The sequence below is a fragment of the Bradyrhizobium algeriense genome, assembly GCF_036924595.1.
Taxonomy (GTDB): domain Bacteria; phylum Pseudomonadota; class Alphaproteobacteria; order Rhizobiales; family Xanthobacteraceae; genus Bradyrhizobium; species Bradyrhizobium algeriense.
Genome location: NZ_JAZHRV010000001.1, coordinates 7305421 through 7328905, shown reverse-complemented (window position 1 = coordinate 7328905; position 23485 = coordinate 7305421). Strand labels below are relative to the sequence as shown.

22 protein-coding genes, 1 tRNA gene and 2 pseudogenes are annotated in these 23485 nt (G+C 62.5%); 11 read left to right on the top strand and 14 right to left on the bottom strand.

Annotated features, from left to right (window positions below; all coding sequences use genetic code 11):
- Positions 1-164: 164 nt before the first annotated feature.
- Both V1286_RS35200 and V1286_RS35195 read left to right on the top strand, forming a co-directional pair.
- A complete protein-coding gene (locus tag V1286_RS35200; protein ID WP_334487939.1) occupies positions 165-1586 on the top strand; it encodes a TAXI family TRAP transporter solute-binding subunit in 1422 nt (473 codons plus the stop codon).
- A 91-nt stretch (positions 1587-1677) separates the two neighbouring features.
- On the top strand, positions 1678-3240 hold the full coding sequence (locus tag V1286_RS35195) for an alkaline phosphatase D family protein (protein ID WP_334487936.1): 1563 nt from the start codon (positions 1678-1680) through the stop codon (positions 3238-3240).
- A 22-nt stretch (positions 3241-3262) separates the two neighbouring features.
- On the opposite strand, the gene V1286_RS35190 is transcribed toward V1286_RS35195, so the two are convergent.
- A complete protein-coding gene (locus tag V1286_RS35190; RefSeq protein WP_334487933.1) occupies positions 3263-3643 on the bottom strand; it encodes a response regulator in 381 nt (126 codons plus the stop codon).
- A gap of 206 nt (positions 3644-3849) precedes the next feature.
- On the opposite strand from V1286_RS35190, the pseudogene V1286_RS35185 reads away from it, so the two are divergent.
- The 4 genes and pseudogenes from V1286_RS35185 to V1286_RS35170 all read left to right on the top strand — a co-directional run.
- Positions 3850-4122 (top strand): annotated as a pseudogene (locus tag V1286_RS35185) (Crp/Fnr family transcriptional regulator); the annotation flags it as partial.
- Between the two features lie 498 nt (positions 4123-4620).
- The gene (gene typA, locus V1286_RS35180) at positions 4621-6447 is read left to right on the top strand and encodes a translational GTPase TypA (RefSeq protein ID WP_108520794.1); all 1827 of its coding nucleotides are present in this window, start codon (positions 4621-4623) and stop codon (positions 6445-6447) included.
- Positions 6448-6636: 189 nt separating this feature from the next.
- Complete coding sequence (locus tag V1286_RS35175) at positions 6637-7896, top strand: flavin monoamine oxidase family protein (RefSeq protein ID WP_334487929.1); 1260 nt, start codon at positions 6637-6639, stop codon at positions 7894-7896.
- A gap of 432 nt (positions 7897-8328) precedes the next feature.
- Positions 8329-9261 carry a protein NO VEIN domain-containing protein gene (locus V1286_RS35170; protein ID WP_334487926.1) on the top strand — a complete coding sequence of 311 codons (933 nt, stop codon included), beginning with the start codon at positions 8329-8331 and terminating at the stop codon, positions 9259-9261.
- Positions 9262-9271: 10 nt separating this feature from the next.
- Here the strand turns inward: V1286_RS35170 and V1286_RS35165 are convergent, their stop codons facing one another.
- The 4 genes from V1286_RS35165 to V1286_RS35150 are packed head-to-tail and all read right to left on the bottom strand — an operon-like array spanning position 9272 to position 12379.
- A complete protein-coding gene (locus V1286_RS35165) occupies positions 9272-9679 on the bottom strand; it encodes a thiol-disulfide oxidoreductase DCC family protein (protein WP_334487923.1) in 408 nt (135 codons plus the stop codon).
- Between the two features lie 10 nt (positions 9680-9689).
- Positions 9690-11009 (bottom strand): SDR family oxidoreductase, encoded by a 1320-nt coding sequence (locus V1286_RS35160; RefSeq protein ID WP_334487922.1) that lies wholly within the window; start codon positions 11007-11009, stop codon positions 9690-9692.
- 6 nt (positions 11010-11015) lie between these two features.
- Positions 11016-11483, bottom strand: a complete 468-nt coding sequence (locus tag V1286_RS35155; protein WP_334487919.1) for a DUF2269 family protein — start codon at positions 11481-11483, stop codon at positions 11016-11018.
- A complete protein-coding gene (locus tag V1286_RS35150; RefSeq protein ID WP_334487917.1) occupies positions 11480-12379 on the bottom strand; it encodes an alpha/beta hydrolase family protein in 900 nt (299 codons plus the stop codon). The genes V1286_RS35155 and V1286_RS35150 overlap by 4 nt, the downstream gene beginning before the upstream one ends.
- Before the next feature lie 289 nt (positions 12380-12668).
- On the opposite strand from V1286_RS35150, the gene V1286_RS35145 reads away from it, so the two are divergent.
- From V1286_RS35145 to V1286_RS35135, 3 genes and pseudogenes are all read left to right on the top strand, one after another.
- Entirely contained in the window at positions 12669-13178 is a 510-nt protein-coding gene (locus V1286_RS35145) for a GNAT family N-acetyltransferase (RefSeq protein WP_108520852.1), read from the top strand.
- A 187-nt stretch (positions 13179-13365) separates the two neighbouring features.
- On the top strand, positions 13366-13899 hold the full coding sequence (ppa, locus tag V1286_RS35140) for an inorganic diphosphatase (protein ID WP_334487911.1): 534 nt from the start codon (positions 13366-13368) through the stop codon (positions 13897-13899).
- 142 nt (positions 13900-14041) lie between these two features.
- A pseudogene (locus V1286_RS35135) lies at positions 14042-15311 on the top strand (M20 family peptidase).
- A 52-nt stretch (positions 15312-15363) separates the two neighbouring features.
- On the opposite strand, the gene folD reads toward V1286_RS35135, so the two are convergent.
- Genes folD through V1286_RS35120 form a run of 3 tightly spaced genes read right to left on the bottom strand, consistent with a single transcriptional unit; the run spans position 15364 to position 16879 of the window.
- Positions 15364-16248, bottom strand: coding sequence for a bifunctional methylenetetrahydrofolate dehydrogenase/methenyltetrahydrofolate cyclohydrolase FolD (gene folD, locus V1286_RS35130; protein ID WP_334487908.1), 885 nt, complete (start codon positions 16246-16248; stop codon positions 15364-15366).
- Between the two features lies 1 nt (position 16249).
- Entirely contained in the window at positions 16250-16582 is a 333-nt protein-coding gene (locus V1286_RS35125; RefSeq protein ID WP_334487905.1) for a DUF167 domain-containing protein, read from the bottom strand.
- A 6-nt stretch (positions 16583-16588) separates the two neighbouring features.
- Positions 16589-16879 (bottom strand): YggT family protein, encoded by a 291-nt coding sequence (locus tag V1286_RS35120; protein WP_334487902.1) that lies wholly within the window; start codon positions 16877-16879, stop codon positions 16589-16591.
- Between the two features lie 194 nt (positions 16880-17073).
- On the opposite strand from V1286_RS35120, the gene V1286_RS35115 reads away from it, so the two are divergent.
- Positions 17074-17149: transfer RNA gene (locus tag V1286_RS35115), tRNA-Ala, on the top strand.
- A gap of 128 nt (positions 17150-17277) precedes the next feature.
- Here the strand turns inward: V1286_RS35115 and V1286_RS35110 are convergent.
- From V1286_RS35110 to V1286_RS35090, 5 genes are all read right to left on the bottom strand, one after another.
- The gene (locus tag V1286_RS35110; protein ID WP_334487899.1) at positions 17278-18090 is read right to left on the bottom strand and encodes an enoyl-CoA hydratase; all 813 of its coding nucleotides are present in this window, start codon (positions 18088-18090) and stop codon (positions 17278-17280) included.
- Between the two features lie 22 nt (positions 18091-18112).
- Entirely contained in the window at positions 18113-18619 is a 507-nt protein-coding gene (locus V1286_RS35105; protein ID WP_334487896.1) for a nuclear transport factor 2 family protein, read from the bottom strand.
- 35 nt (positions 18620-18654) lie between these two features.
- Positions 18655-19530, bottom strand: coding sequence for a glutamine amidotransferase (locus tag V1286_RS35100; protein WP_334487894.1), 876 nt, complete (start codon positions 19528-19530; stop codon positions 18655-18657).
- Between the two features lie 164 nt (positions 19531-19694).
- Entirely contained in the window at positions 19695-20474 is a 780-nt protein-coding gene (locus V1286_RS35095; protein WP_334487892.1) for an SDR family NAD(P)-dependent oxidoreductase, read from the bottom strand.
- Between the two features lie 230 nt (positions 20475-20704).
- Positions 20705-21208, bottom strand: coding sequence for a tellurite resistance TerB family protein (locus V1286_RS35090; protein ID WP_334487890.1), 504 nt, complete (start codon positions 21206-21208; stop codon positions 20705-20707).
- 387 nt (positions 21209-21595) lie between these two features.
- Between V1286_RS35090 and V1286_RS35085 the strand changes: the two genes are divergently transcribed.
- Complete coding sequence (locus tag V1286_RS35085) at positions 21596-22072, top strand: cupredoxin domain-containing protein (RefSeq protein WP_334487888.1); 477 nt, start codon at positions 21596-21598, stop codon at positions 22070-22072.
- A gap of 3 nt (positions 22073-22075) precedes the next feature.
- Here V1286_RS35085 and V1286_RS35080 read toward each other — a convergent pair whose 3' ends face one another.
- On the bottom strand, positions 22076-23485 hold the full coding sequence (locus V1286_RS35080; protein WP_108520229.1) for an adenylate/guanylate cyclase domain-containing protein: 1410 nt from the start codon (positions 23483-23485) through the stop codon (positions 22076-22078).

The window sequence follows — 23485 nt, the reverse complement described above, 5'->3', positions numbered from 1 at the left end:
TCCCTCGCCTAAATGGGTCCGCAGCGGGTGCCAAATGGCGGTTTTGGGGGCGCCGGTAACCATGACGCAGATGTAACAATGGTTAAGCGGGAAATTTGCTAGGGTGCTCGTGTAAGTGTGCCCGGCGGCATGAAGTTGCACCTCCAACGATCATCCAGGGATTGATGACCGACGGCCCCCTTCTTTCGGAACAGCCGGCCCCACCTTCGCCCCGCTCAGCGAAACGACGGCTGACCTTCGTCACGCTGGCTGGCGTGCTGGCCATCGTCGGTGCGCTGGTGGCCGGCTATTACTTTGCCATGCGGCCCGTGACCCTGCGGATCGCCGTCGGCCCGGCCAACAGCGACGACCTCAAGGTCGTTCAGAACCTGACCCAAGCCTTCAACAACCAGCGAAACAGCGTGGTCCGGCTGCGCCCGGTGCAGACCGATGGCGCGGTGGCGAGCGCCAATCTGCTCGGAGAAGGCAAGGCCGATCTCGCCATCATCAGAGGCGACCTCGATGTGCCGAAGAATGCGCAGGCCGTGGCAACGCTGCGCAAGAACGTCGTGGTGCTGTGGGTGCCGACTGCGGCCAAGACCAAGGGCAGGAAGGCCGCGCCCGCCGTCACGAAAATCGGCCAGCTCGCCGGGCGCCGCATCGGCGTCGTCGGCCGCACCCAGGCCAACGTCAATCTGCTCAAGGTGATCCTGCGGCAATACGGCGTCGATCCGGAGAAGGTCGAGATCGTCCAGTTCCCCGCCAACGAGGCTGCCGAGGCCATTCGTAACCAGAAGGCCGACGCCTATCTTGCCGCCGGCCCGGTCAACAGCAAGATCACGGCGGATGCAATCGCGGCCTCCGCGCGCGACGGCGGCACGCCGAAATTCCTCGCGATCGATTCGGCCGAGGCGATTGCGCAGAACCATCCCGCCTATGAGGCCTCCGAGATCCCGGCCGGAACATTTGGCAGCGCGCCGAGCCGGCCCGAGGAAGAGATCAAGACGATCAGCTTCTCGCACCACATCGTGGCGCGCAGGGGCGTTGCGGAGTCGACCGTCGCCGTCTTTACGCGGCAGTTGTTTGCAATCCGCCAGACGCTGAAGAACGAATTTCCGCTGGCCGCCAAGATCGAGACGCCCGATACCGACAAGGACGCCACGATCCCTGTTCATCCCGGCGCCGCCGCCTTTGTCGACGGCGAGGAAAAAACCTTCCTCGACCGCTACAGCGATTACATCTGGTGGGCACTAATGGCGCTGTCGGCGATGGGCTCCGCCGGCGCCTGGTTTGCCGGCTATCTCAAGAAGGATGAGCGCAACGTCAACACCTCGCAGCGCGACCGGCTCCTCGACATGCTCGCCACCGCGCGTCAATGCGATTCGATGGAAGAGCTCGACCAGATGCAGTCGGAAGCGGACGCCATTCTGCGCCACACGCTGCTATGCTACGAGCACGGGACGATCGAGGAAGGCACGTTGACGGCCTTCAACATCGCGATCGAGCAGTTCCACAACGCGGTGGCCGACCGCAAGGCGCTGTTGATGAGCATGCCGCAAAACCTGCAGCGGGCGAGCGCGCAATTCCGCGCGGCCAGCAACGCCTGATCTGCAATTCCGGTAATCGAACCGTCATCAATTCTTTCTAGGTCTGTCGCCGCTATTATCGCATTCTGGCGCCGGACCCAAGGAGGCTTGCATGACGTTCAGGGTTTCTCGCGGATTTTCCCGGCGTCGTTTTCTCTCCACCGCTGGCGCAGGCGCCATCAGCGCGCTCGCAATGCCTTATCTCAGCCGCGCCGCCGACCGGCCGGTCGTGACATGCGGCGTGCAATCCGGCGACGTCGGCACTGACGGCGGCGTGGTGTGGGCGCGCGCCGACCGTCCGTCGCAAATGCTGGTCGAAGTCGCCACGACGGAGTCCTTTGCCAACGCGCGGACGCTGCCGCCGATCGCGGCCCTGCCCGAAAGCGACTTCACCGCGAAAATGCTGCTGGAGAACCTGCCTGCCGGGCAGGAGATTTTCTACCGTGTCCGGTTTCGCAACCTCGCGCACATCGGCATCGAGAGCGAGCCGGTGGTCGGGCGGTTCCGCACCGCCCCTGGCGATCGCCGCGACGTCAATTTCGTCTGGGGCGGCGACGTCGCTGGACAGGGCTGGGGCATCAACCCTGACGATGGCGGCATGTTCACCTTCGCCACCATGCGCAAGCATCGCCCGGATTTCCTGCTGCACTCCGGCGACACCGTCTATGCCGACGGACCGATCAAGAGCGAGGTGACGCTGCCCGACGGCAAGGTCTGGAAGAATGTGACCACCCCGGAAAAGTCAAAGGTCGCCGAAACGCTCGACGAATTCCGCGCCGCGCACAAGTACAATTTCATGGACGAGCATCTGCGCGCGTTCAACGCCGAGGTGCCGGTCTTCGTGCAATGGGACGACCACGAGGTCGTCAACAACTGGTCGCTGTCGAAGGAATTGCCCGCGGCCTACAAGGAACGCAACATCACCGCGCTCGCGGCCCGTTCGGCACGCGCCTTCCACGAAATGTATCCGATGCGCGAGAGCATCACGGAGCCGGGGCGGGTCTATCGCACGCTCAACTATGGGGCCCATCTCGACGTGTTCATGCTGGATGAACGCAGCTATCGCGGCGCCAACGGCCCGAACCAGGAGACGGCCTACGGGCCGGAAAGCTATTTTCTCGGGCCCGAGCAAGTCGCCTGGTTGAAACGCGCACTGCTCAACTCGCGCGCTACCTGGAAAGTAATCGCCTCCGACATGCCGCTCAGCATCATCGTCTATGACGATGCTCGCAACAAGAAAGGCTCGGAGGCCGTTGCGCAGGGCGACGGGCCGCCGCGCGGCCGCGAACTGGAGATCGCCGACCTCCTGCGCTTCATCAAGACGTCAGGCGTCGTCAACACCGTGTGGCTGACGGCGGACGTGCACTACGCGGCCGCGCATTACTACAACCCCGACAAGGCGCAGTTTGGGGAGTTCGACCCGTTCTGGGAGTTCGTCGCCGGGCCGCTGCACGCCGGCACGTTCGGACCGAACGACCTCGACAACACCTTCGGGCCGGAAGTGAAGTTCATCAAGGCGCCGGGGCCCGGCAATCAAAACCTGCCGCCATCGGCCGGAATGCAGTTCTTCGGCCACGTCAGGATCGACGGCAAGACCGGCCAGATGACGGTGACCTTGCGCGACCGCGCCGACGTGGCGCTGTGGTCGACGACGCTCGATCCCAAACCCGTGTAGCGGTCGCGACGGCCGCAACCGCTCAAGGCCTGATGCCGCCGTTCTTCAATAGCGCCTGCAGCGCGTCGGTCGAATAGGGCTTGGGCAGCCGCGGCTTCGTCGCGAATGCGGCCGGGAGCCGGGCGTCGGCGCCATAGCCGCTGACGAAGGCATACGGAATGTTCAGCGCCTCGAGCCGTTCGGCCACGGCAAAACTCTTCTCGCGGATGAGGCTGACATCGAGCAGCGCGAATTCCGGCGGCCGGTCGGCAATCATATCGAGCGCTTTGGCCACGTTCGCGGCGCTCCGCACCGTCTTCACGCCAAACCCCAAAATCGTGTCTTCGAAATCAAGCGCGATGATTGGATCGTCTTCAACGATCAACACGTCGTTGGGTATGCCGTTGTAGGAGGCGGGTTCCATGTCTCTCGCCAGTTCAAGGTTCAGCATTTGATTAAGAAGCCCGGGCCGAAGCCGGAAGACGCAAAGTCAGCCAACGCCCATAAAAGTGCATCCCTCGGTTCCGGAAGTGAAACCACCATATGTCCGTTCTACCGTCTGTCCACTAGTGCACATATTGGCCGCACCAAACCGATTATTTGTCTTTGGGAGGGAAACGAGGAATTTTCATGCTCACGCGACGAGCCGGGATCGCCGGCGAGCGGCCATTCAACAATCTACTGCACCGTTTGAATGACGCTGATTTCGCGTTAATCGAACCGCACCTCGTCGCAGCCGACGCCGATCCGAACGATTTGCTCTACAGTCCTGGCGACAATGTCGAGACGGTGCATTTCCCCTGCGGCCCCAGCCTCGTGTCCTACAGGGTCGCCAACGAGGACGGCCGCGATGTCGAGACCATCCTGATCGGCCGCGAGGGCGCGGTCGTCGGCATCGTCAGCCGGCGCGGCTCGATCCTGGTCCGCGCAGCCCGGATGTGCTGCGGAACCGGTCCTGCGGCGGCAACGAGGCCGTGAAGGGCCATTTTGAGGAGGTTTTGCGGGGATCTATCCCGACCCCGAAAGGGGCAATTGAAGGGCTTCCGCACCCAAAATCAGCTAACCAAATGCCAAACAAACCATTGTTTTTTGGCGTTTTCTGAATATATTGCGCCGCAACGCGTAAGGTATTGCCCGGTCCTTTTGGCCGGGCTTCCTTTTTGGGGGGAAAGCGCCCCCGGCGCATGATCCGGAAAAGTGGGTACCGGTTTTCCCTCGGGACAAACGCGGTACGCGTTTGCCCGGAGATCATGCTCAAACAAAATAGATGGAGCGGGATGACAATTCGAAGAAGCGTCATCACGCGCCGGTATTCCAGGTTTTAGAAGCGCGATCCGGAAAAGTGGGTCCCGGTTTTCCGGTGAGATCGCGCATCCACCATGCACGACCAGAAGAAGAGCCATGAACCTTCGTAACGTCGCCATCATCGCCCACGTCGACCACGGCAAGACCACCCTCGTCGACCGCCTGCTGCAGCAATCCGGCACCTATCGCGAAAACCAGAAGGTGACCGAGCGCGCGATGGACTCCAACGACCTGGAGCGCGAGCGCGGCATCACCATTCTGGCCAAGGCGGCTTCGGTGCAGTGGAAGGACACCCGCATCAACATCGTCGACACCCCCGGCCACGCCGATTTCGGCGGCGAGGTCGAGCGCATCCTGAACATGGTGGATGGCGCGCTGGTGCTGGTCGACGCGGCCGAAGGTCCGCTGCCGCAGACCAAGTTCGTGGTCTCCAAGGCGCTCAAGGTCGGACTGAAGCCGATCGTCGTCATCAACAAGGTCGACCGCCCCGACGCGCGCCCGACCGAAGTCATCAACGAAGTGTTCGACCTGTTCGCAGCACTCGATGCCAGCGAGGAGCAGCTCGATTTCCCGATTCTGTACGGATCGGCGAAGCAGGGCTGGATGGCCGACAGCCCGGACGGCTCCCAGGATGCCGGCATGCAGCCGCTGTTCGACCTGATCGTGCGCCACGTCGCGCCGCCGACCGTCGAGGAAGGCCCGTTCCGGATGATCGGCACCATCCTCGAAGCCAACCCCTATCTCGGCCGCATCATCACCGGCCGCATCAGTTCGGGCTCGATCAAGCCGAACCAGGCCGTGAAGGTGCTCGGCGCCGACGGCAAGACCATCGAGCAGGGCCGCATCACAAAAATCCTCGCCTTCCGCGGCATCGAGCGCACCCCGCTCGAGGAAGCCGACGCCGGCGACATCGTTGCGATTGCTGGCCTCACCAAGGGCACCGTCGCCGATACCTTCTGCGATCCGTCGGTTGAAACGCCGCTGGTGGCGCAGCCGATCGATCCGCCGACGGTGTCAATGTCGTTCATCGTCAACAACTCGCCGCTCGCCGGTACCGAAGGCGACAAGGTGACCTCTCGCATGATCCGCGACCGCCTGCTGCGCGAGGCCGAAGGCAATGTCGCGCTGCGCGTGGTCGAGGCGACGGACAAGGACGCCATGGAAGTATCGGGCCGCGGCGAATTGCAGCTCGCGATCCTGATCGAGACCATGCGCCGCGAAGGTTTTGAGCTTTCGGTGTCGCGTCCGCGCGTCGTGCTGCAGAAGGACGAGGCGACCGGCCAGTGGCAGGAGCCGATCGAGGAAGTCGTGATCGACGTCGACGAGGAACACTCCGGCGTCGTCGTGCAGAAGATGAGCGAGCGCAAGGCCGAGATGATCGAGATGCGCCCCTCCGGCGGCAACCGCCTGCGGCTGGTGTTCTACGCGCCGACCCGCGGCCTGATCGGCTATCAGGGCGAATTGCTGACCGACACTCGCGGCACCGCGATCATGAACCGCCTGTTCCACGGCTACGCGAACTACAAGGGCGACATCCAGGGCCGCCGCAACGGCGTGCTGATCTCCAACGATCAGGGCGAAGCAGTGGCTTACGCGATGTTCAAGCTGGAAGACCGCGGCCCGATGATGATCGAGCCGGGCTGGAAGGTCTACAAGGGCATGATCGTCGGCGAGCACACCCGCGACAACGACCTCGAGATCAACGTGCTCAAGGGCAAGCAGCTCACCAACATCCGCACCACGTCGAAGGACGAAGCGGTGCGCCTGACGCCGCCGATCCGGATGACCCTGGAGAAGGCGCTGGCCTATATCGAGGACGACGAACTGGTCGAAGTGACCCCGAAGTCGATCCGCCTGCGCAAGAAGTTTTTGGACGCCAACGACCGCAAGCGCGCGGAAAAGGCCAAGGAAGCGGTGGCGTAAGCCGAACTCTCTCGTCATGATGCCCCGCGAAGGCGGGGCATCATGTACGCCGCGGCCCCTCGATTCAATTAAAAATGTCTCTGGAATACTGGATCACCCGCGCCAGTGCGCAATTGCGCACAGGCGAGTGATGACGGCCATGCGCGGGGTGGCTTTAGACGCGACCGCGAACATGCTAGAGGCAAGGGCATGTCGTCCCTCCCCTCCTCAGTCGATGTCGCCATCATCGGCGCCGGCGCCGCGGGCCTCGGCGCTGCGAATGCGCTGAAGAATTCCGGCCTCTCCGTCCTCGTGCTGGAAGCGCGCGACCGCGTCGGCGGCCGAGCGCACACCATCATGGCCTCGCCTGACGTCACCTTCGACGTTGGCTGCGGCTGGCTGCATTCGGCAGACGAGAATTCCTTCGTCGCGATCGCCGAGCAGCTCGGCTTCGAGATCAACCGGTCGTTGCCGCCCTGGGACGAACGCGCCTATGGCAAGGCGTTTCCGCAAGACGACCGCGACGACTTCATGCGCGCGCTGAATGCCTTCTATGACCGCGCTGAGCAGGGTGCGGTGGCCGCTGCGAAGACCGGCCGCGACTGCGCCGCCAGCCTCTATCTCGAACCCGGCAATCGCTGGAATCCGATGATCGATGCGATCTCGACCTACGTCAACGGCTGCGAGCTCGATCGGGTCTCCCTGCTCGACATGAACGCCTATGAGGACACCGACCGCAACTGGCGCATCCGCCGGGGCTACGGTGCGCTGATTGCCGCCTATGGCGCGTCATGTCCGACCGCGCTCAATTGCAAGGTAACGCTGATCGATCATTCGACAAAGCGCGTCCGCATCGAGACCTCGCAGGGCACGCTGACGGCCGACAAGGTCATCGTCACCGTGCCGACCAATTTGATCGCCGACGAGGCGATCCGCTTTCACCCGCCCTTGCCGGCAAAAGTCGACGCCGCGCGCGGCCTGCCGCTCGGCCTCGCCGACAAGGTGACGCTGGCGCTCGACGAGCCGGAAGCGCTGCCGAAAGAAGGCAATCTGCGCGCCGCCACCATGCGCACCGCAATGGGCACCTATCACATCCGCCCGTTCGGCCAACCGTGCATTGAAGGCTTTTTCGGCGGCCGTTTTGCGCAATCGCTGGAAGACGCCGGCGAAGGCGCGCTCGCCGCCGAGAGCATCAACGAGATCGTCTCAATCCTCGGCAACGATTTTCGCCGCAAGCTGAAGCCGCTTGCGGAATCACGCTGGGCCCACGACCCGTTTGCGCGCGGTTCGTATTCGCACGCGCTGCCGGGGCATGCGGGGGATCGGGCAGTGCTGGCCGCGCCGGTCGACGGCCGGCTGTTCTTTGCGGGAGAAGCCACCTCGCCGGAGTTTTTCTCGACCGCGCATGGGGCACGGGACAGTGGAGAGAGAGCGGCCAGGGAAGTGATGGCGGCGCTCGCGGGCCAATAAATCGGACTGGTCGGGTTGCCAAGGGGCAGCCAGACACAAAATCTCGAAAACAACCCCATGCAAAGTAGAAAATAGGGCAGGCTCGTGGTTCTCAGACCGGCTGGCGTTCGGAGCGCGTAGATGGTCTTCGCCACTGCCAAGGCCAATTTCATCCTGCTCAAGTTACGCCTCACCGGTGAACAACGTTCCAATTGAACGTTGCTCAACTCTGGCGGACAAACTATCCTGCCCGTCTCAGCAGATCCTGTTGAGATAGGTGCAGGCTCCCAATGAACCCTCACAAAGATGGCTGGTCGTGGTCAGAGATCGGCTTCACAGACTGGCGACGCGTCGTCGATCTGCGGCTTGAAGAGGTCTATGCGATAACCATCGAAGATGCCGGGTTTGACGACGAGTTCTTGAAATCCCATTGGGAGGAAAAAGAGCCACCATTTGAGTTTGTACGATGGTTTGGCGAAAGGCACGATCTGGAGCCAAGAAAGCCAGTTTGGCTATATCCAGATCAAGTGGTGGCCCCGCATCAGTACTGACGAAATGGCTGACGGCGAACGCAACAAGGATTGGACGGTCGAAGAACTCGATCTGATCGTTGCTGACTATTACTCGATGCTGAGCGCCGAAATACGGCGGGTATCCTACGATAAGACCCAGCATCGGAAGGCTCTCATGGCCCAGATCGATCGCAGCAACAGCTCGATCGAATTCAAGCATCACAACATTTCAGCGGTGTTACAGCAGCTCGATTTGCCCTGGATCAACGGATACAAGCCGAGGGTACATTTTCAGAAGTCGATCGTGAACGCGATAGAGCGATATATCCTGAAACACCCGACTGCTCAGCATCCGGAAGCCTTGGCTGGGGCTTTCACTGAACGACCTCCGCTTTTCATAGAACCTCCTCCTTTGCTTGAGCAAAAGAAGGAACGGCCGGAGATCGTTCAACGACTCGTGCGGAAGTTCAATCCTGCCGAGCGCGATTTCATCAATCGCAGGCTCGGGTATGACGGCGAAGAAATGATCTTCAATTTTGAGCAGCAGCGCCTGCGGCAAGCGGACAGACCTGACCTTGCAAGGAAGGTCCGCTGGATATCTAAAGAGGAAGGTGACGGTGCCGGCTACGATATTTTGTCTTTCGATCAAAAAGGCCGTGAACGGTTTCTTGAGGTAAAGACAACCGTCGGCTCGCAGACTGCTCCATTCTATCTGACGAGGAACGAGCTATCGTTTTCCAAGGAAAGGCCGACGGAATTTCGGATTTGCCGACTGTACGATTTTTCAAAGATTCCCCGAATGTTCGAGCTTGCGCCTCCGCTGGACAAATTCATTCATCTTGAGCCTCTGTCATTTGAAGCATCTTTCAAGTGAAGCCGTAATCCTACTCCATCACCCGCGCCCTCATGCTCGCATCCGGCACGAAGCACTCCTCATACTTTCCGAAAATCCGGTACCGGTTTCGCGCGACCAGCGTATAGACGCCATCGCGCAGTGGCTTCGGCACGGCGAACAATGCCCGCGTCCACCGCCAGCCGGGCAGCGAGCCCAGCACTATTAATGCGGCGTCGGATTTGAAATGTGCGACTCCGCCGTGGACGACAGCATTGGTATCGGGATCGCTGGGATCGATTTCAAAAGCCTGCGCGAGCCGCGTGCCGTAGGGCGACTGGATCGCGGTGAAGCGGAATCTTCGCTCGACGTCGCGGGTAGCGACGAAGCGGACCCAGCGCGAGCAGAAGACGCAGACGCCGTCATAGAGGATCACGTCATCGTCGGGCCAATGGGTCATTCGGTTAGGATCATCGGTTGTCCAGGGTCAGCAACGCCACGATCATCAGTACGACGGCAGGGCCGGTCTTCACCAGCGCGCCGAGCGGCTCGATCCAGAGGTCTGGCGTCAGGATCGCCGCGCCAACCATATAACCCAGCGACGCGACGATACCCGCGATCAGACCAAATGCCGCGGTGCGGCGGAACGCGATCAGCACGCCGATGCTCATATCCATCAGGCTGGTGCCGATGGTGATGGGGGCAACCAGCGCCGGCGGAAAGCCGTGGCTGCTCAGGATTCCCGCCGCAGCGTCATAGGAAACCACCAGCGCAATGAAGCCTGATGCCACCCAGAACACCACGAGGCTTGCGATCATCAACGCCTTGATCGGAAACAGCCGGGCAAACCATTTGTCCTGGATGGTCGCCGGGCGTTTTCCGGCCGTCTGTTCGATACGCTTCGGCACGATGCCGGTGGCGGCCATCCAGTCGGCGGGATCGCCGCTGACGCCGCGGCGCAGCTCCGCGATCGCGGTGGTTCGCATCGGCGGCATCCAGCCGAGCTGGTTCGAGAGATCGCCGAGCCTGGCGCCGAGATCGAGCAGGAACGCCGGCATCACAATGCGCCACCATCTGCCGGTGCCGAACACCTCGCGGAACTGATCGATCACGTCACCGAGCGTGACCGGCTGCTCCTGCATCAGGTCCCATGTCACGGCGTTCGCCTCGCCGGGATCGCGCGCCGCAAGCCAGGCGATGGTCGCGGCAATGTCCTCCATGGCGATTGGCTGGAATGGCGCGGCCCGCTCGGCGGCCGGAAGATCGAACGGATACGCCGCGAGCGAGCGCACCATGGCGCTGCCGCCATAGGCCGCAAGCGCCACCACGAAGCCCGGTCGCAGGATCGTGAACGCGACGCCGGATTCCGCAATCAGCCGCTCGGCCTCGCGCTTGGTGGTGCTGAAAGCAGTTCGGTCGGTCTCGGTCGTGCCGGGAATCGAGATATGCACCAGCCGGATCGCCCGGTCGCTGTCGCGGACAGCCTGCAACAGCCGCGCGACAAAATCGCAATGCACGGCGGCGGTGTCGCTGCCAGGACCGTCCTGCAGCACGCCGAGGCAATTGACGACGACATCGATGCGGTGATCGCGCAGCAGCTGCGCCAGCGTGGCCGCTTCCATCGACATGACAGGCAGTTCAAGATCGAGCGCGCCGCCTTTCTGCGAGGCGGACAGTTTGCGGGCGACACCCACCACGGGAAATCCCCGCCCGCGCAGATCGTCGGTGACGAACCGGCCGATCAGGCCGGAGGCGCCGAGCACGAGGATTTTTCGGATGTCGGCGTTCATGCTTACCTAAAGCGGCTTGGCGATCATCAGCCAGAGAATAGCCATGACAGAGCCAAAACCGGGAATCCCAAACAGAAACCAGCGGTGGAAAAGTGCGAAATAGCGCGGCGGCAACTCCAGGTTATGTTCAGCCGCCTTAGCCGCGAGATCGCGCATTTCGATCTGCATGAAGATCACCGGCACCCAGAACAGCCCGGCGACGACATAGAGCCCGAGCGAGGTCATCAGCCAGCGCTCGCTCCACATGGTGGAGGACAGCCACATCAGCACGCCGCCACTCATCGGCTGCAGCAGCACCGCCGTCAGCGTGAACAGCATGTCGGCGATCACGACGGTTTCGCCCGTGCGCGCGATGAAGGCCGCGTCCCGGCTGCGATGGGCCATCAGCATGAAGAACGCGATGCCGGCGCCGGTGCCGAGAATGACGATGGCGCCGAGCACATGCAGATATTTGACGAGGAAATACAGCGTCATCGCTTCTTCGCCGTGGTTGCCGGTCGCGCCTTCAAGGCACGATCGAGTTCGCTTGCCGTGAGTTTTACCCCGCCCTCGGTTTCCACCAGCCAGTGCCCCTCGCTGCCATGGGCCGGCAGCACGTGAAAATCGGCCTTGCCGCCGGCGCCACGAAACGCGTCGGCCAGCTGGCGCGACAGCGCCGGCGAGAAGTAGCTGTCATTGGCGGCCACCAGCCAGATCACCTTCACGCGTGCGGCCTTGCCGAACTCGCTCGCCGCGGCCATCAGCGTATGCGGCGCGCAGACCCGGCCCGGAAAATCATTTGCATGCCCGCCACGCCCCGGCGCGAAAGCGATGATGGCGGCAATTTCTTTTGGGTCTTCGCCGGCCAGCGCGAGCGCGCCCCAGGCACCGGCCGAATGACCGATCACGACCATGCCCTCGGGACGGATGAAGGATTGCTTCCGCAGAAGGCCAACCGCGGCGGCGATCTCATCGGCCGTGACGCGGCCGGATTTGGCGTAATCAGCCTCGTCGCAGCCGCCCTGATCTTCGAGGTATTTTCCGCCCGTCGCGCCATGGCCCGGACGCTCGGGCACCAGCACGGCAAAACCGCGCGCGACCAACCAGCCGGCGAGCGCGCGGTATTCGGGCTGCGGCATTTGCGCCCGTCGCAACACGTTTTGGGTGGAGGCGTGCGCGATCACGGCGAGCGGAAACGGCCCCTCGCCGGGCGGCCTGAACAGCACCGCATGCGCCGCGGTTGCGGGATCGGGAGAAGGTACCAGCCATTGCTGTAGCCGGTGCGGTTCGCCCTCCGCGCCTTGTGCGCCAAGGGCGGGCTGCGCGGATGCGGCCTTCACACCGAGCGCGGCCACGAGAACCAGCGCAAAAAGCAGGTTTGGCGGATGCATGAACGGGCCTGACACAGCCGAGGGCGGGCGAATTTGCGAAGTCACCAACAGAATACCGCCGGCGAATCAAATCCAGCCCATTTTTCCGTGAACGGTATTCGCGGAGACGTTTCCGCAGGTAGTTCTGACAACCATTTCGCCCGGCATTTTTCGGCAAATACCGTTAAGGACAGGTCCGCTGTCCTCTTTCGGTACAGAACAACATAAAACTGATGCAGAAAATCCACAGGTTAACCGATAATTAACGATGGACCTTGAAGACGGCCCGCCGACTTGCTTTGATCAGGTCATGAGCACAACCCTGATCGAGGTCCGACCGGCCAAGGCTGCAGACGCAGCCGCGGTGGCGTCTACCCATGATGAAGCCTGGCGTTCCGCCTATCAGGGCATCATTCCCGGCGCCGAGCTCGAAAAACTGATCAACCGTCGCGGCCCGCAATGGTGGGACAGCGCGATCCGCAAAGGCAGCCGCGTCAGCGTGCTGGTATTCGGCGACAAGGTCGCGGGCTACGCCAATTACGGCCGCAACCGCGCCCGCAGCCTGCATTTCGAGGGCGAGATTTACGAGCTCTATCTGCGGCCGGAATTCCAGGGCCTCGGCTTCGGCCGCCGCCTCTTCACCGCTGCCCGACGCGATCTGATGCAGAGCGGGCTGAAGAGCATGGTGATCTGGGCGCTGTCTGACAACGACCCGGCGACGGAATTCTACCGTGCGCTCGGCGGCCGGATGGTGGCCCGCTCCTCGGAGAAGTTCGGGCCGAAGTCGCTCGATAAGGTCGCTTTCGCCTGGACCAACTGAAGCTAAACCGCTTTGTTTTTGAGCATGATCTCCGCGCAAACGCTTGCGTTTGTCGTGAGGAAAAACCGGTACCCACTTTTCCGGATCATGCTCGAATTCAGCCTTTTCCCTGCTCCGCTGCGGGTCTAAACGAACCCTGACGCGCGCCTGATTCCAGGCGTCCCCTTAACGCCAAGCGGAGCCGCTTATGCGCATTGACGCTATCCCGATCGGAGTAAATCCGCCACACGACGTCAACGTCATCGTCGAGGTGCCGGTTGGTGGCGAGCCGATCAAATATGAAATGGACAAGGAAGCCGGCACGCTGGTGGTCGACCGCTTCCTCTATACGGCGATGCGCTACCCCGGCAATTACGGCTTCATCCCGCACACGCTGTCGGGCGACGGCGACCCCTGCGATGTGCTGGTCGCCAATACCCGCGCGATCGTGCCGGGCGCCGTGATGAGCGTGCGCCCCGTGGGCGTGTTGCTGATGGAGGACGAGGCCGGCGGCGACGAGAAGATCATCGCAGTGCCATCTTCCAAGCTGACCCAGCGCTACGACAAGGTCAGGACGTACAGCGACCTTCCCGACATCACGCTGCAGCAGATCCAGCACTTCTTCGAGCACTACAAGGATCTCGAGAAGGGCAAATGGGTGAAGGTGCTGCGCTGGGGCGGCGCCGAGGACGCCCACCGGCTGATCCTGGAAGGCATCGAACGGGCGAAGGCAAAGAAATAGGCGGCGCTTCCAATGCCGTCATTGCCTGCGACAAACGCAAAGCGTTTGCGCAAGGGAGCGCTAGCGACGAAGCAATCCATTTGACCGCTTGTTGCGGTATGGATTGCTTCGCTTAGCTCGCAATGACGGGGGAAACAACACCATGCGCCGGCTGATCCGTGTCATCCGCGACATCCTGCTGTTCGCGATCACTGTCATCATCATCCTCGCCGGCGTCGTTGCATTCAACACCCTCACGCACGGTTCGCGGCAGCTTCAGGTGGCGGCCGTGCCGCGCGCCGAGGTCGACGCACAGGCGGCGGCCAGGCGCCTGTCCGAAGCGATCCGCTTCCGAACCATTTCCAGCTTGGCAACAGCCGCCTTTTGACGGCGTGATCGCCGACGGCTTCATCTGGGGCCGCGGCTCCTGGGACGACAAGGGCAACCTCTATTCGATGCTTGAGGCTGCCGAAGCCATGGCCAACGCCGGTTTCCGCCCCAAACGCACGATCTATTTCGCATTTGGCCATGACGAGGAAACGGCCGGCACGGCGGGAGCCAAATCGATCGCAGCGTTACTCGCCTCGCGCGGCATCCGCCTCGACTTCGTGATCGACGAGGGCCTGTTGATCACCGAAGGCATCATGAAGGGGCTCGACAAGCCGGCGGCGCTGATCGGTGTTGCCGAAAAGGGCTATGCCACGCTGGTGCTGAACGCGCAGGCCACGTCCGGCCATTCGTCGATGCCGCCGCGCGATACCGCGATCGGCATGATGAGCGCGGCGCTGACGCGGCTGGAGGACCATCGGCTACCGATGCAGATCCGCAGCACGGTCGCGGAGATGTTCGACACGCTGGCGCCCGAGATGTCCGGCTTCAACCGCGTGGTGCTGTCGAACCTCTGGCTGTTCAGGCCGCTGTTGCTGCGCGAGTTCGAAAAGAGCGGGCCGACGGAAGCAATGGTGCGCACCACCACGGCGCTGACGATCTTCAACGCCGGCGACAAGGACAATGTGCTGCCCGGCAATGCCGAGGCGACGATCAACTTCCGACTGATCCCCGGCGACACGCAAGGGAGCGTGATCGATCACGTGCGCGGCACGATTGCCAATGACCGTATTTCCATCAAACCGTTTCCCGGCAACACCGACCCGCCGCCGGTGACGGCAACCTCAAGCCCGTCGTTCCAGATGCTCAACCGGACCATCCGGGAAATCTATCCGGACGTGATCGTCGCGCCCGGCCTGATGGTCGCCGCCACCGACTCGCGCCACTACACAGGCATTACGGACAAGATTTTCCGCTTCTCGCCGGTGCGCGCCAATTCGGAAGACCTGAAGCGCTTCCACGGCACCAACGAGCGCCTTCCCGTCGAAGGCTATGCCGACATGATCCGGTTTTATCGGCGGCTGATCGAGAACGCGGCGGGGTAGCTGTGGTCGCTCCCTCGCCCCGTTCTTCACGGGGAGAGGAAGAAACCCCAGCTCACACACCCGGCTTCGGCAGCCCGTGAATCGCACACGCCGCGCGCAGCGTATTCACCAGCAGGCACGCCACCGTCATCTGCCCGACGCCGCCGGGCACCGGCGTGATGGCGCCTGCGACCTCGGCGACCTCCTTGAACGCGACGTCGCCGACGAGGCGGGTCTTGCCGTCGGGCAATGGCGTGCGGTTGATACCGACATCGATCACGGTGGCACCGGGCTTGATCCAGCCGGCGCGCACCATCTCTGGTCGGCCTACGGCAGCATAGACCAGATCGGCACGGGCGCAGAGTTGCGGCAGATCCTTTGAGCGCGAATGCGCAATCGTCACCGTGGTATTTTCATTGAGCAGCAATTGCACCAGGGGGCGGCCGACCAGGTTGGAGCGGCCGATCACGATGGCATTCATGCCTTCCAGCGAAGCATGCACGCTCTTGGTCAGGATGATGCAGCCGAGCGGCGTGCATGGCGACAGCGCGGCAAAGCCGCCCGCCAGCCGGCCGGCATTGTTGGGATGCAAGCCGTCGACATCCTTGGCGGGATCGATCGCGTTGATGACTGTTTCGGTGTGGATCGATTTCGGCAGCGGCAACTGCACGAGAATGCCGTGTACGGTCGGATCGCCATTGAGCCTTGCGATCAGCGCCAGCAGATCGGCCTGCGCCACATCGGCGGACAGCTTGTGCTCGAACGAGGCCATGCCGGCGGCCTGCGTCTGCGTCTGCTTGCTGCGTACATAGACCTCGCTGGCAGGATCGTTGCCGACCAGCACCACGGCAAGGCCCGGCGTGAGCTGATGCTCGCGTTTGACCCGTGCGACCTCGTCGGCGACGCGGGTGCGAAGCTCCGCCGCAATGATCTTTCCGTCGATAATGCGTGCCGTCATCTCAATCCTTCGTCTTTTCCGGCTTGGCTGCGGCCGCCTTTCGCAGCGTTTCGCCGAGAATTTTAGGATCGCCGGCGACGGCAACCTGCTTGAGGCGCGAGGTCGTCCCCGAAAGGATCTTCACCCGCGCCTTCGGCACGCCGAGAATCTTCGCCAGCAGTTCCATCACCGCGCGGTTGGCCTCGCCGCCGTCGGCAATGGCGCGAACACGCACCTTGACCACGGAACGGCCGTTGGCGAGCGTTTCAATGCCGTCGATGTCGTCACGACCGCCGCGCGGCGTCACCCGCAGCGCGACGCTGATGCCCTCGGTGGAATAGCGCCAGGGATCCACCGCCGCTCACGTGAAGTAAGGCGCCACGTTATACGCGATGAGCTTTTGAACCAGGATAATGCACAGGATCAGGATGATCGGCGAGATGTCGAGCCCACCCAGATTGGGCATGAACCTGCGAATCGGCGCCAGCGCCGGCTCGGTGATCCGGTACAGGAATTCCGCCACCGCCGCCACGAACTGGTTGCGGGTGTTGACGACATTGAAGGCGATCAGCCAGGACAGAATCGCGGAGGCGATCAGCAACCAGACATAGAGGTCCAAGACGATAAGAATGACTTCCAGGATAGCGCGCATGTGGCGGGGGCTCGCGAGGAGGGATATCCAGCTAGATATCGGTTCATTCCCCCGCAAACAAGGGAAGTTCCCGGCAAAATGACGTCAAAATCAACCGTTTCAGATTTCTTGCACCGTTCTTGACTTGGCCTTGGGCCGGATTGTAAATGGCGCCGATTGTCGATCGGTTCGGGTCACTTCGAGGCGGTCGCGACGGGGCCATAGCTCAGCTGGGAGAGCGCGTCGTTCGCAATGACGAGGTCGGCGGTTCGATCCCGCCTGGCTCCACCACGCTTCGCCCTTCGGGCTACGCGTGGCGCAGCCACGCAAGAGCCTGAAGGGCGAAGCGTGCCCGGCATAGCCCGAAGGGCGACGACGGGCCTATCTCGCCAAACCCCGCCTCCTACCTGCCTTAGCCCTCACTTCCCCGTAAACTTCGGCGCCCGCTTCTCCACAAAACTCGCCACCCCCTCCCGGAAATCGCTCCCCTTCAGCGCGATCTGCATTTCGCGGTTGGCGTCGATGGTGGCTTCGGCGAGCGTCTGGAACGGCACGTCGTAGAGCTGCCGCTTGATCACGGAAATCGCGCTGGGCGAGACGAAATCGGCGAGATCCCACGCATAGGCATAGGTCTGCTCGCGCAACTGGTCCGGCGGATAGAGGCGGTTGACCAGCCCGATCCGCAGCGCCTCCTCGCTGGTGACCCGCCGCGCGGACATCAGCAAATCGAGCGCATTGGCGTGGCCGACGATGCGCGGCAGCATCCAGCTGATGCCGTGCTCGGCGATCAGCCCGCGGCGCGCAAACGAGGTGGTGAAGACGGTATTGTCGGCGGCAAAACGCAGGTCGCAATAGAGCGCATGGACGAGGCCGATGCCGGCGGTGGCGCCGTTCAGCATGCCGATCACGGGCTTCGGGATCGCCGGATAATAGGCGTAGCGCGTCTGCCAGTCCGCCCGTCGGTTCATGTCGAACGGCGGCGTGTTCTCGCCGCGACGGATCTCGTTGGGATCGATGCCCTGCAGGGCTTCCATGTCGGCGCCGGCGCAGAAGGCGCGACCCGCGCCGGTGAGCACGATGACGCGGACGCTGTCATCACCGGCCGCCGCCTCCATCGCGTGGCGCACGTCGCGCTCCATGGTCACGGTCCACGCATTCATGCGGTCCGGCCGGTTGAGCGTGACGGTCGCGATCTTGTCGCTTACCTCGTAGAGAATATGCTGATAGGTCATCGCGATCTCCCTGTCGTTTCTGTCATTGACGTTTCGCGCGCGAGCCCTTGGGCCGCGCCAGATAATCCTGTGTTTCCGGGCGCTCGCTGAGCCATCCGGTCCAGCGCCGGAATACTTTTTCCATCCGCGCCGGCTCGACGCCGAGTTGCGTCATCGCGACGCCGCCATTGACGGACTCGCGATACTCCGCGATCAGCCCGTCACGCACGATAAAGCGGCTCATGCCGTCGATCACCACGCGCCGCCCCTTGAACTGCGGAATCGTCGACGTGAAGCTCGACAGCGACCACGCATAGCCCTGGCGTCCGTCGAAGACGGGATCGAACATTTCCCAGCGATAATCGGTGGCGTCGCGATGAAACAGGTTCTGCATCATATGCGCGATGTCGGCGCGGCCTCGATGCGGGCCGTAGATGTAGTCGTGATAGACGGCGTCTTCGGTGAAATGGTCGGCGAAGCCCGCGCCATCGCCTGACTCCGCCGACAGCGTGAAATCACTGAGGAGCGATGCGAATTCGTCGCCGGTCATGTCGCCTCCCATTCGCCTGCTGGTATCCGCAGGCTTCAGGCAGCGACTCTATCACATCCCGGAATTTTGAAAGATGCTCGCAGGGCACGGATGAAATTCCGCGTGGCGGCTATTCGGCGGCATCCAGCATGAGGCGCGCGCGGCGCGCACGCGATCCAGCCCGCAATGAAATTCTTCAGCCACGCCCGTTCGATCACGTCGTGCACCGCGCGGCCTTCGAAGTGAAGGTGACGCGGTTGCGCGCCCGGCGACTCCATGCGGACGCATCCGCGCGTGGTCCAGCGATGCATCATGGCGTAGGTCACATCGGGATGAAACTGGAAGCCGAACGCATGACCGTGCTGATACGCCTGCACCGGAAAGTCGTCGCCTTCGGCGAGCAGCTTTGCGCCGCGAGGCAGTTGAAATCCTTCGCCGTGCCAATGGTAGACGCGCTCCGGCCAGTCCGGGCAGAGCGCATATCCGGCCTCCGTCGGCCGGATCGGATAGTAGCCGACCTCGACCCGGCCTTCATGATGCGGCGCGACCTGCGCGCCTAATTGTTTGGCAAGCATCTGCGCGCCCAGGCAGATGCCGAGAAACGGCCGCTGCTCGCGCAGGGGGATTTCGATCCAATCGATCTCGCGTCGGACATAATCGTCGGAGTCGTTGGCGCTCATCGGGCCGCCGAAGATGACCACGCCGGCGTGCTGGTCCATCGTTTCCGGCAACGGATCGCCGAACCGTGGGCGTCGGATGTCGAGGGGGTGGCCGAGCGCCCGCAGCGCATTGCCGACCCGTCCCGGCGTCGAGGTCTCCTGGTGCAGAACGATCAGGACCGGCTTGAGGAGGGCCGGGTCAGCCGCACCCAACGTGGGTCTGCCCGGAAAGGGCAGCACGTTTTCGTCATTATTGTTCGACCGGAACGACATCGACGTTGCTCTGGCACCTCAAACCGAAACCATACCTAAGCGAGTCTTAATTTCGCGTGAGTTCACGCACACATCAAAAAGTGAAAGCAAGCCGCGGGCCAAACGCGGCCGCCGCGCGCGTGCTCGGCACACGCGCGCTTTTGTCCGCAAAACCCGGGATTTTCTCAGCGCTGGCGGAGTTGAAAGCGGCCGACCGCTCCGAGGATAAAGGAGCGTGGAAACAACCGGAGCAGGAACGGCACGATCTTGATGCCCAGGCCAGGCAGCACTGCCCGTTTGTTCGCCATCAACCCGCTATAGGCCTGCTGTGCGACCGCAGCCGGCGAGACGTTGAGGATCGCCGAATCAAAGCCGGGCCTGAATCCGGCCCGCGCCTGAAATTCCGACGGCACCGGGCCGGGACACAACACCGTCACGCGCACGCCATGTGGCGCCAACTCGGCGCGCATGGCCTCGGTGAACGACAGCACATAGGCCTTGGACGCGTAATAGACCGCCATTCCCGGCCCCGGCAGAAAGCCGGCGATCGAGCCGACATTGAGGAGGCCGCCGCGATTGCGGATCAGGTGATCGGAGAACCGCAGCGACAGGTCGGTGAGCGCGCGGACGTTGACGGCGATGATCTCGAGTTGATTGGACCGATCTCGCTGGATCGCTCGGCCGAACACGCCGAATCCAGCGTTGTTGACGATGTATTCGACCTCTACGCCGGAGGCAGTCAACGCCTCGGCAATCCTGTCGCCGCAATCGGGTTGCGCAAGGTCGCAGGGAATGACGATCGGCGCAGCGCCGCCCGCCGTCTTGATTTCACTCGCCAGCGCTTCCAGGCGCTCTGCGCGCCGTGCCACCAGCGCCACGCGATGACCCTTTGATGCAAAAACGCGCGCCAGCTCGGTGCCTATGCCCGCCGATGCACCGGTTATCAGCGTCACACGCTCAGTCACGATCGAATGCTCTTGAAAATCAATTGGAGGTTATGCCGCCAGCATTGGAACGAGAGCATAGGCGCGTGGTGTGGCGCAAGCCACCCCTCAAACATGGCGCCATGCAGGCCCGCGTGCCGCGCACGCTGAATTCTCTATGTTTTCAGGCTTATCGCGCGTTGGCGCAGCCGATTGCGCCGCAGATTAAAGTTTCGTCATCTGCAATGACGCGTGGCTCGCGCCGCGTATCGTCACATCGCCGCATCTTCGGCCTTCGGCGCGTCCGCAGAAGAGGCCGACCGCCGCTCCGCCACCTGATGCTTGAGATCGATCCGGTCGCGCGATGAAATACCGAGCAGATCAGCCGCGCGCCAGACGACGTTATCCTCGAACTCGCTGACCTGGCCGTCCGCGTATACCAGCTCCCACATCATCTCGATGATGCGGAGCCGGCCCTCCTCATTGACCGAACGCATGATGACGCTGGTGAAATGATAGAGATCGACCGCCTCGCCTTCGGCCCGCGTCGCCGACGCGATCAAATGATCCGCTGTACCGGGATCGAGCTTGAAGCGGCTCTCGATCAAACTGTGCAGTTTGCGCTTCTCGATCGCGCTCGGCTCGCCATCGAGCGAGACGACGTGAACCAGCAGCGCCGTCGCCGCCAGGAGATATCCGGTATCGTCGAACGACAGATCCGAATCCGCGCTGGGCGCAACGATGTCGGCAATGAATTGGCGCAGTCCGTCGAGCATCAATCTACCCTGCAAAGTCGTGAAAGCCGTTTGGTGAATATGGGTCGCGGATTTGGCCGCCGCAATCCGCGCGATGCCTCCCTGACGGTGCAGGCAGATTAATTCGACGTCACGTTGAACGGACGGAAACATCTGCGCGAAATCCAGGCAGCGCCCACAACGGCCACAGCGACCCGCCGAGCCTTCGCTTCCTGTTGGGTCGGCGCCCGCGGGCATGGGTTCGACGCGCGTCGCCTTGCCGCCCCCGAAGGTCACCGCCTGTCGGTTAGCGGCTGACTGCGCGATTCGCCGCACGCAGCAGGGCCGATATCCAATTGCAAATCATTCGCATTTGCATTAGAGCTGAACTTGTTGTTTCAACAAGCGATTTCTCAAAAGGAAACGAACATGGCCTCCTTCCGCTTCGCACTTGGTGCTGCCGTTGTGTTGGGAGTAGCTTCCGGAGCTGCGCTGGCGGCAGGCGACCTGTCGAGGCAGACGCCGATCGAGGTGACGGTCGATCTCGGCTCGCCCGGAAAACACGAATTCGCGCCGAAGCAACTGAAATTCGAAACCGGCAAGCTCTACAAGCTGATCCTGCGCAACACGAGCAGCGATCCGCATTACTTCACCTCGCATGCGTTCTCGCAGATGGTGTTCACGCGCAAGGTGCAGGTGACGCAGCAGCAGAACGGCAAGGCCGTGACGCTCGCCGAATTCAAGGGCGCGATCCGCGAGATCGAGGTCTATCCGGGACAATCCGCCGAATGGTGGCTGGTGCCGGTCGCGGCCGGCCGTGCCAGCGACCTGCGCTGCGACATCAAGACCAGCGACGGCAAGACCCACGCCGAGCTCGGCATGACCGGCGAGATCGTGATCGAATAGTGATCAGGGGATTTCATACACCACCATTTTGTCGGCGATACCGCGCAGCGCCGCTTCCTTCTGGATCGGCCTGATCGCCTCTTTTTCCAGAATGGTGGCGACCGCCGGCGAGTCGATCACAGGTCCCGTGATGTGAATCTCCTGCGACGTCGACAGGCTCTGCACCCTTGAAGCGATGTTGACGGTCTGACCGAAATAGTCCTGCCGCTCGTTCAGCATCACCGCCAGGCACGGACCTTCGTGGATGCCGATCTTGACGACCAGATCCTCCCTGCCACGCTCGACATTGAGCTGAGCCATCGCCGCGCGCATGCGCAGGCCCGCCACGATCGCATGTTCCGGCCGGATGAAGGTCGCCATCACGGCGTCGCCGATCGTCTTCACGACCGCGCCCTTCTCGGACGCAATGATTTCGAGCAGCGCATGGAAATGCGCTCGCACCAGATCGAAGGCGGCGAGATCGCCGACCCGCTCATAGAGCGCCGTGGAGCCCTTGAGATCGGTGAACAGGAACGTCAGCGAGGTGATCTTCAGGCGCTGATCGACATTGAGATTATCAGCCTTGAAGACGTCGCGAAAAGTCTGGTTCGACAGCATCCGCTTGGCGGTCAGGATTGGCTTGCGCTTGCCGAGCAGCTCATGAAGCGTGTCGTTGGCGATCCAGACCGCGGGCAGCACCCGGTGGTCGGTCTGGTTTTCGAGTGACAGCCGCAGCGGCCCGGGGCGCATCACGGTGGTGCCGGTCGGCGCGTGCAGCTTGTTGAAGACGATGGAAAACTGCTGGCGCTCGCGGGTCGGTTCACCCTGGATATCCAGAAAATGCGCCGAATGCGTCACCGGCTCGAACACGATCACGAACTGATTGGGCAGTTGCAGCGACAGCACTGCCTTCTCGCCCGCCGGCAGCTCGATGGCTTCGAGCGACACCTCATCGATCAGCCGCGCAATCGATTCTTCGCTCAGGTCCATCCCCGAGCTCCAGAACATCTGGCGGTTATATTCCCAGATCGACAACGTATTGGGATCATGCGCCGCGATCCGCCTGACGCGGGGACTGACGGTGAAAGAAACCTCCACGCGGTCGTCGACGGATGCCTCATAACCCTGAGCGCATAACGCGCAATTGTAGTCGTCGTGCCGAAGGGATTTCAGGGTGTTGTGCGCACCGAGCACGCCACCACAGCCGGGACACAGCACATTCCAGCTGAGATCGAACAGCCCGAGCCGCGCCGAATGCAGGAAGGCCGAAATGACCTTTTCCTCGTCGAGCCCGTTCCGCGCGGAAAAATCCAAAAGGTTGATCCGGTTGAGATCGCGATCCTCGCCCTTCGCGATCAGCTGCGAAATGGCATCCACGACCGCGGGATCGGCGGTCTGCCGCAGAACGGAGAACTGGGCCTGGGTATTGCTCAT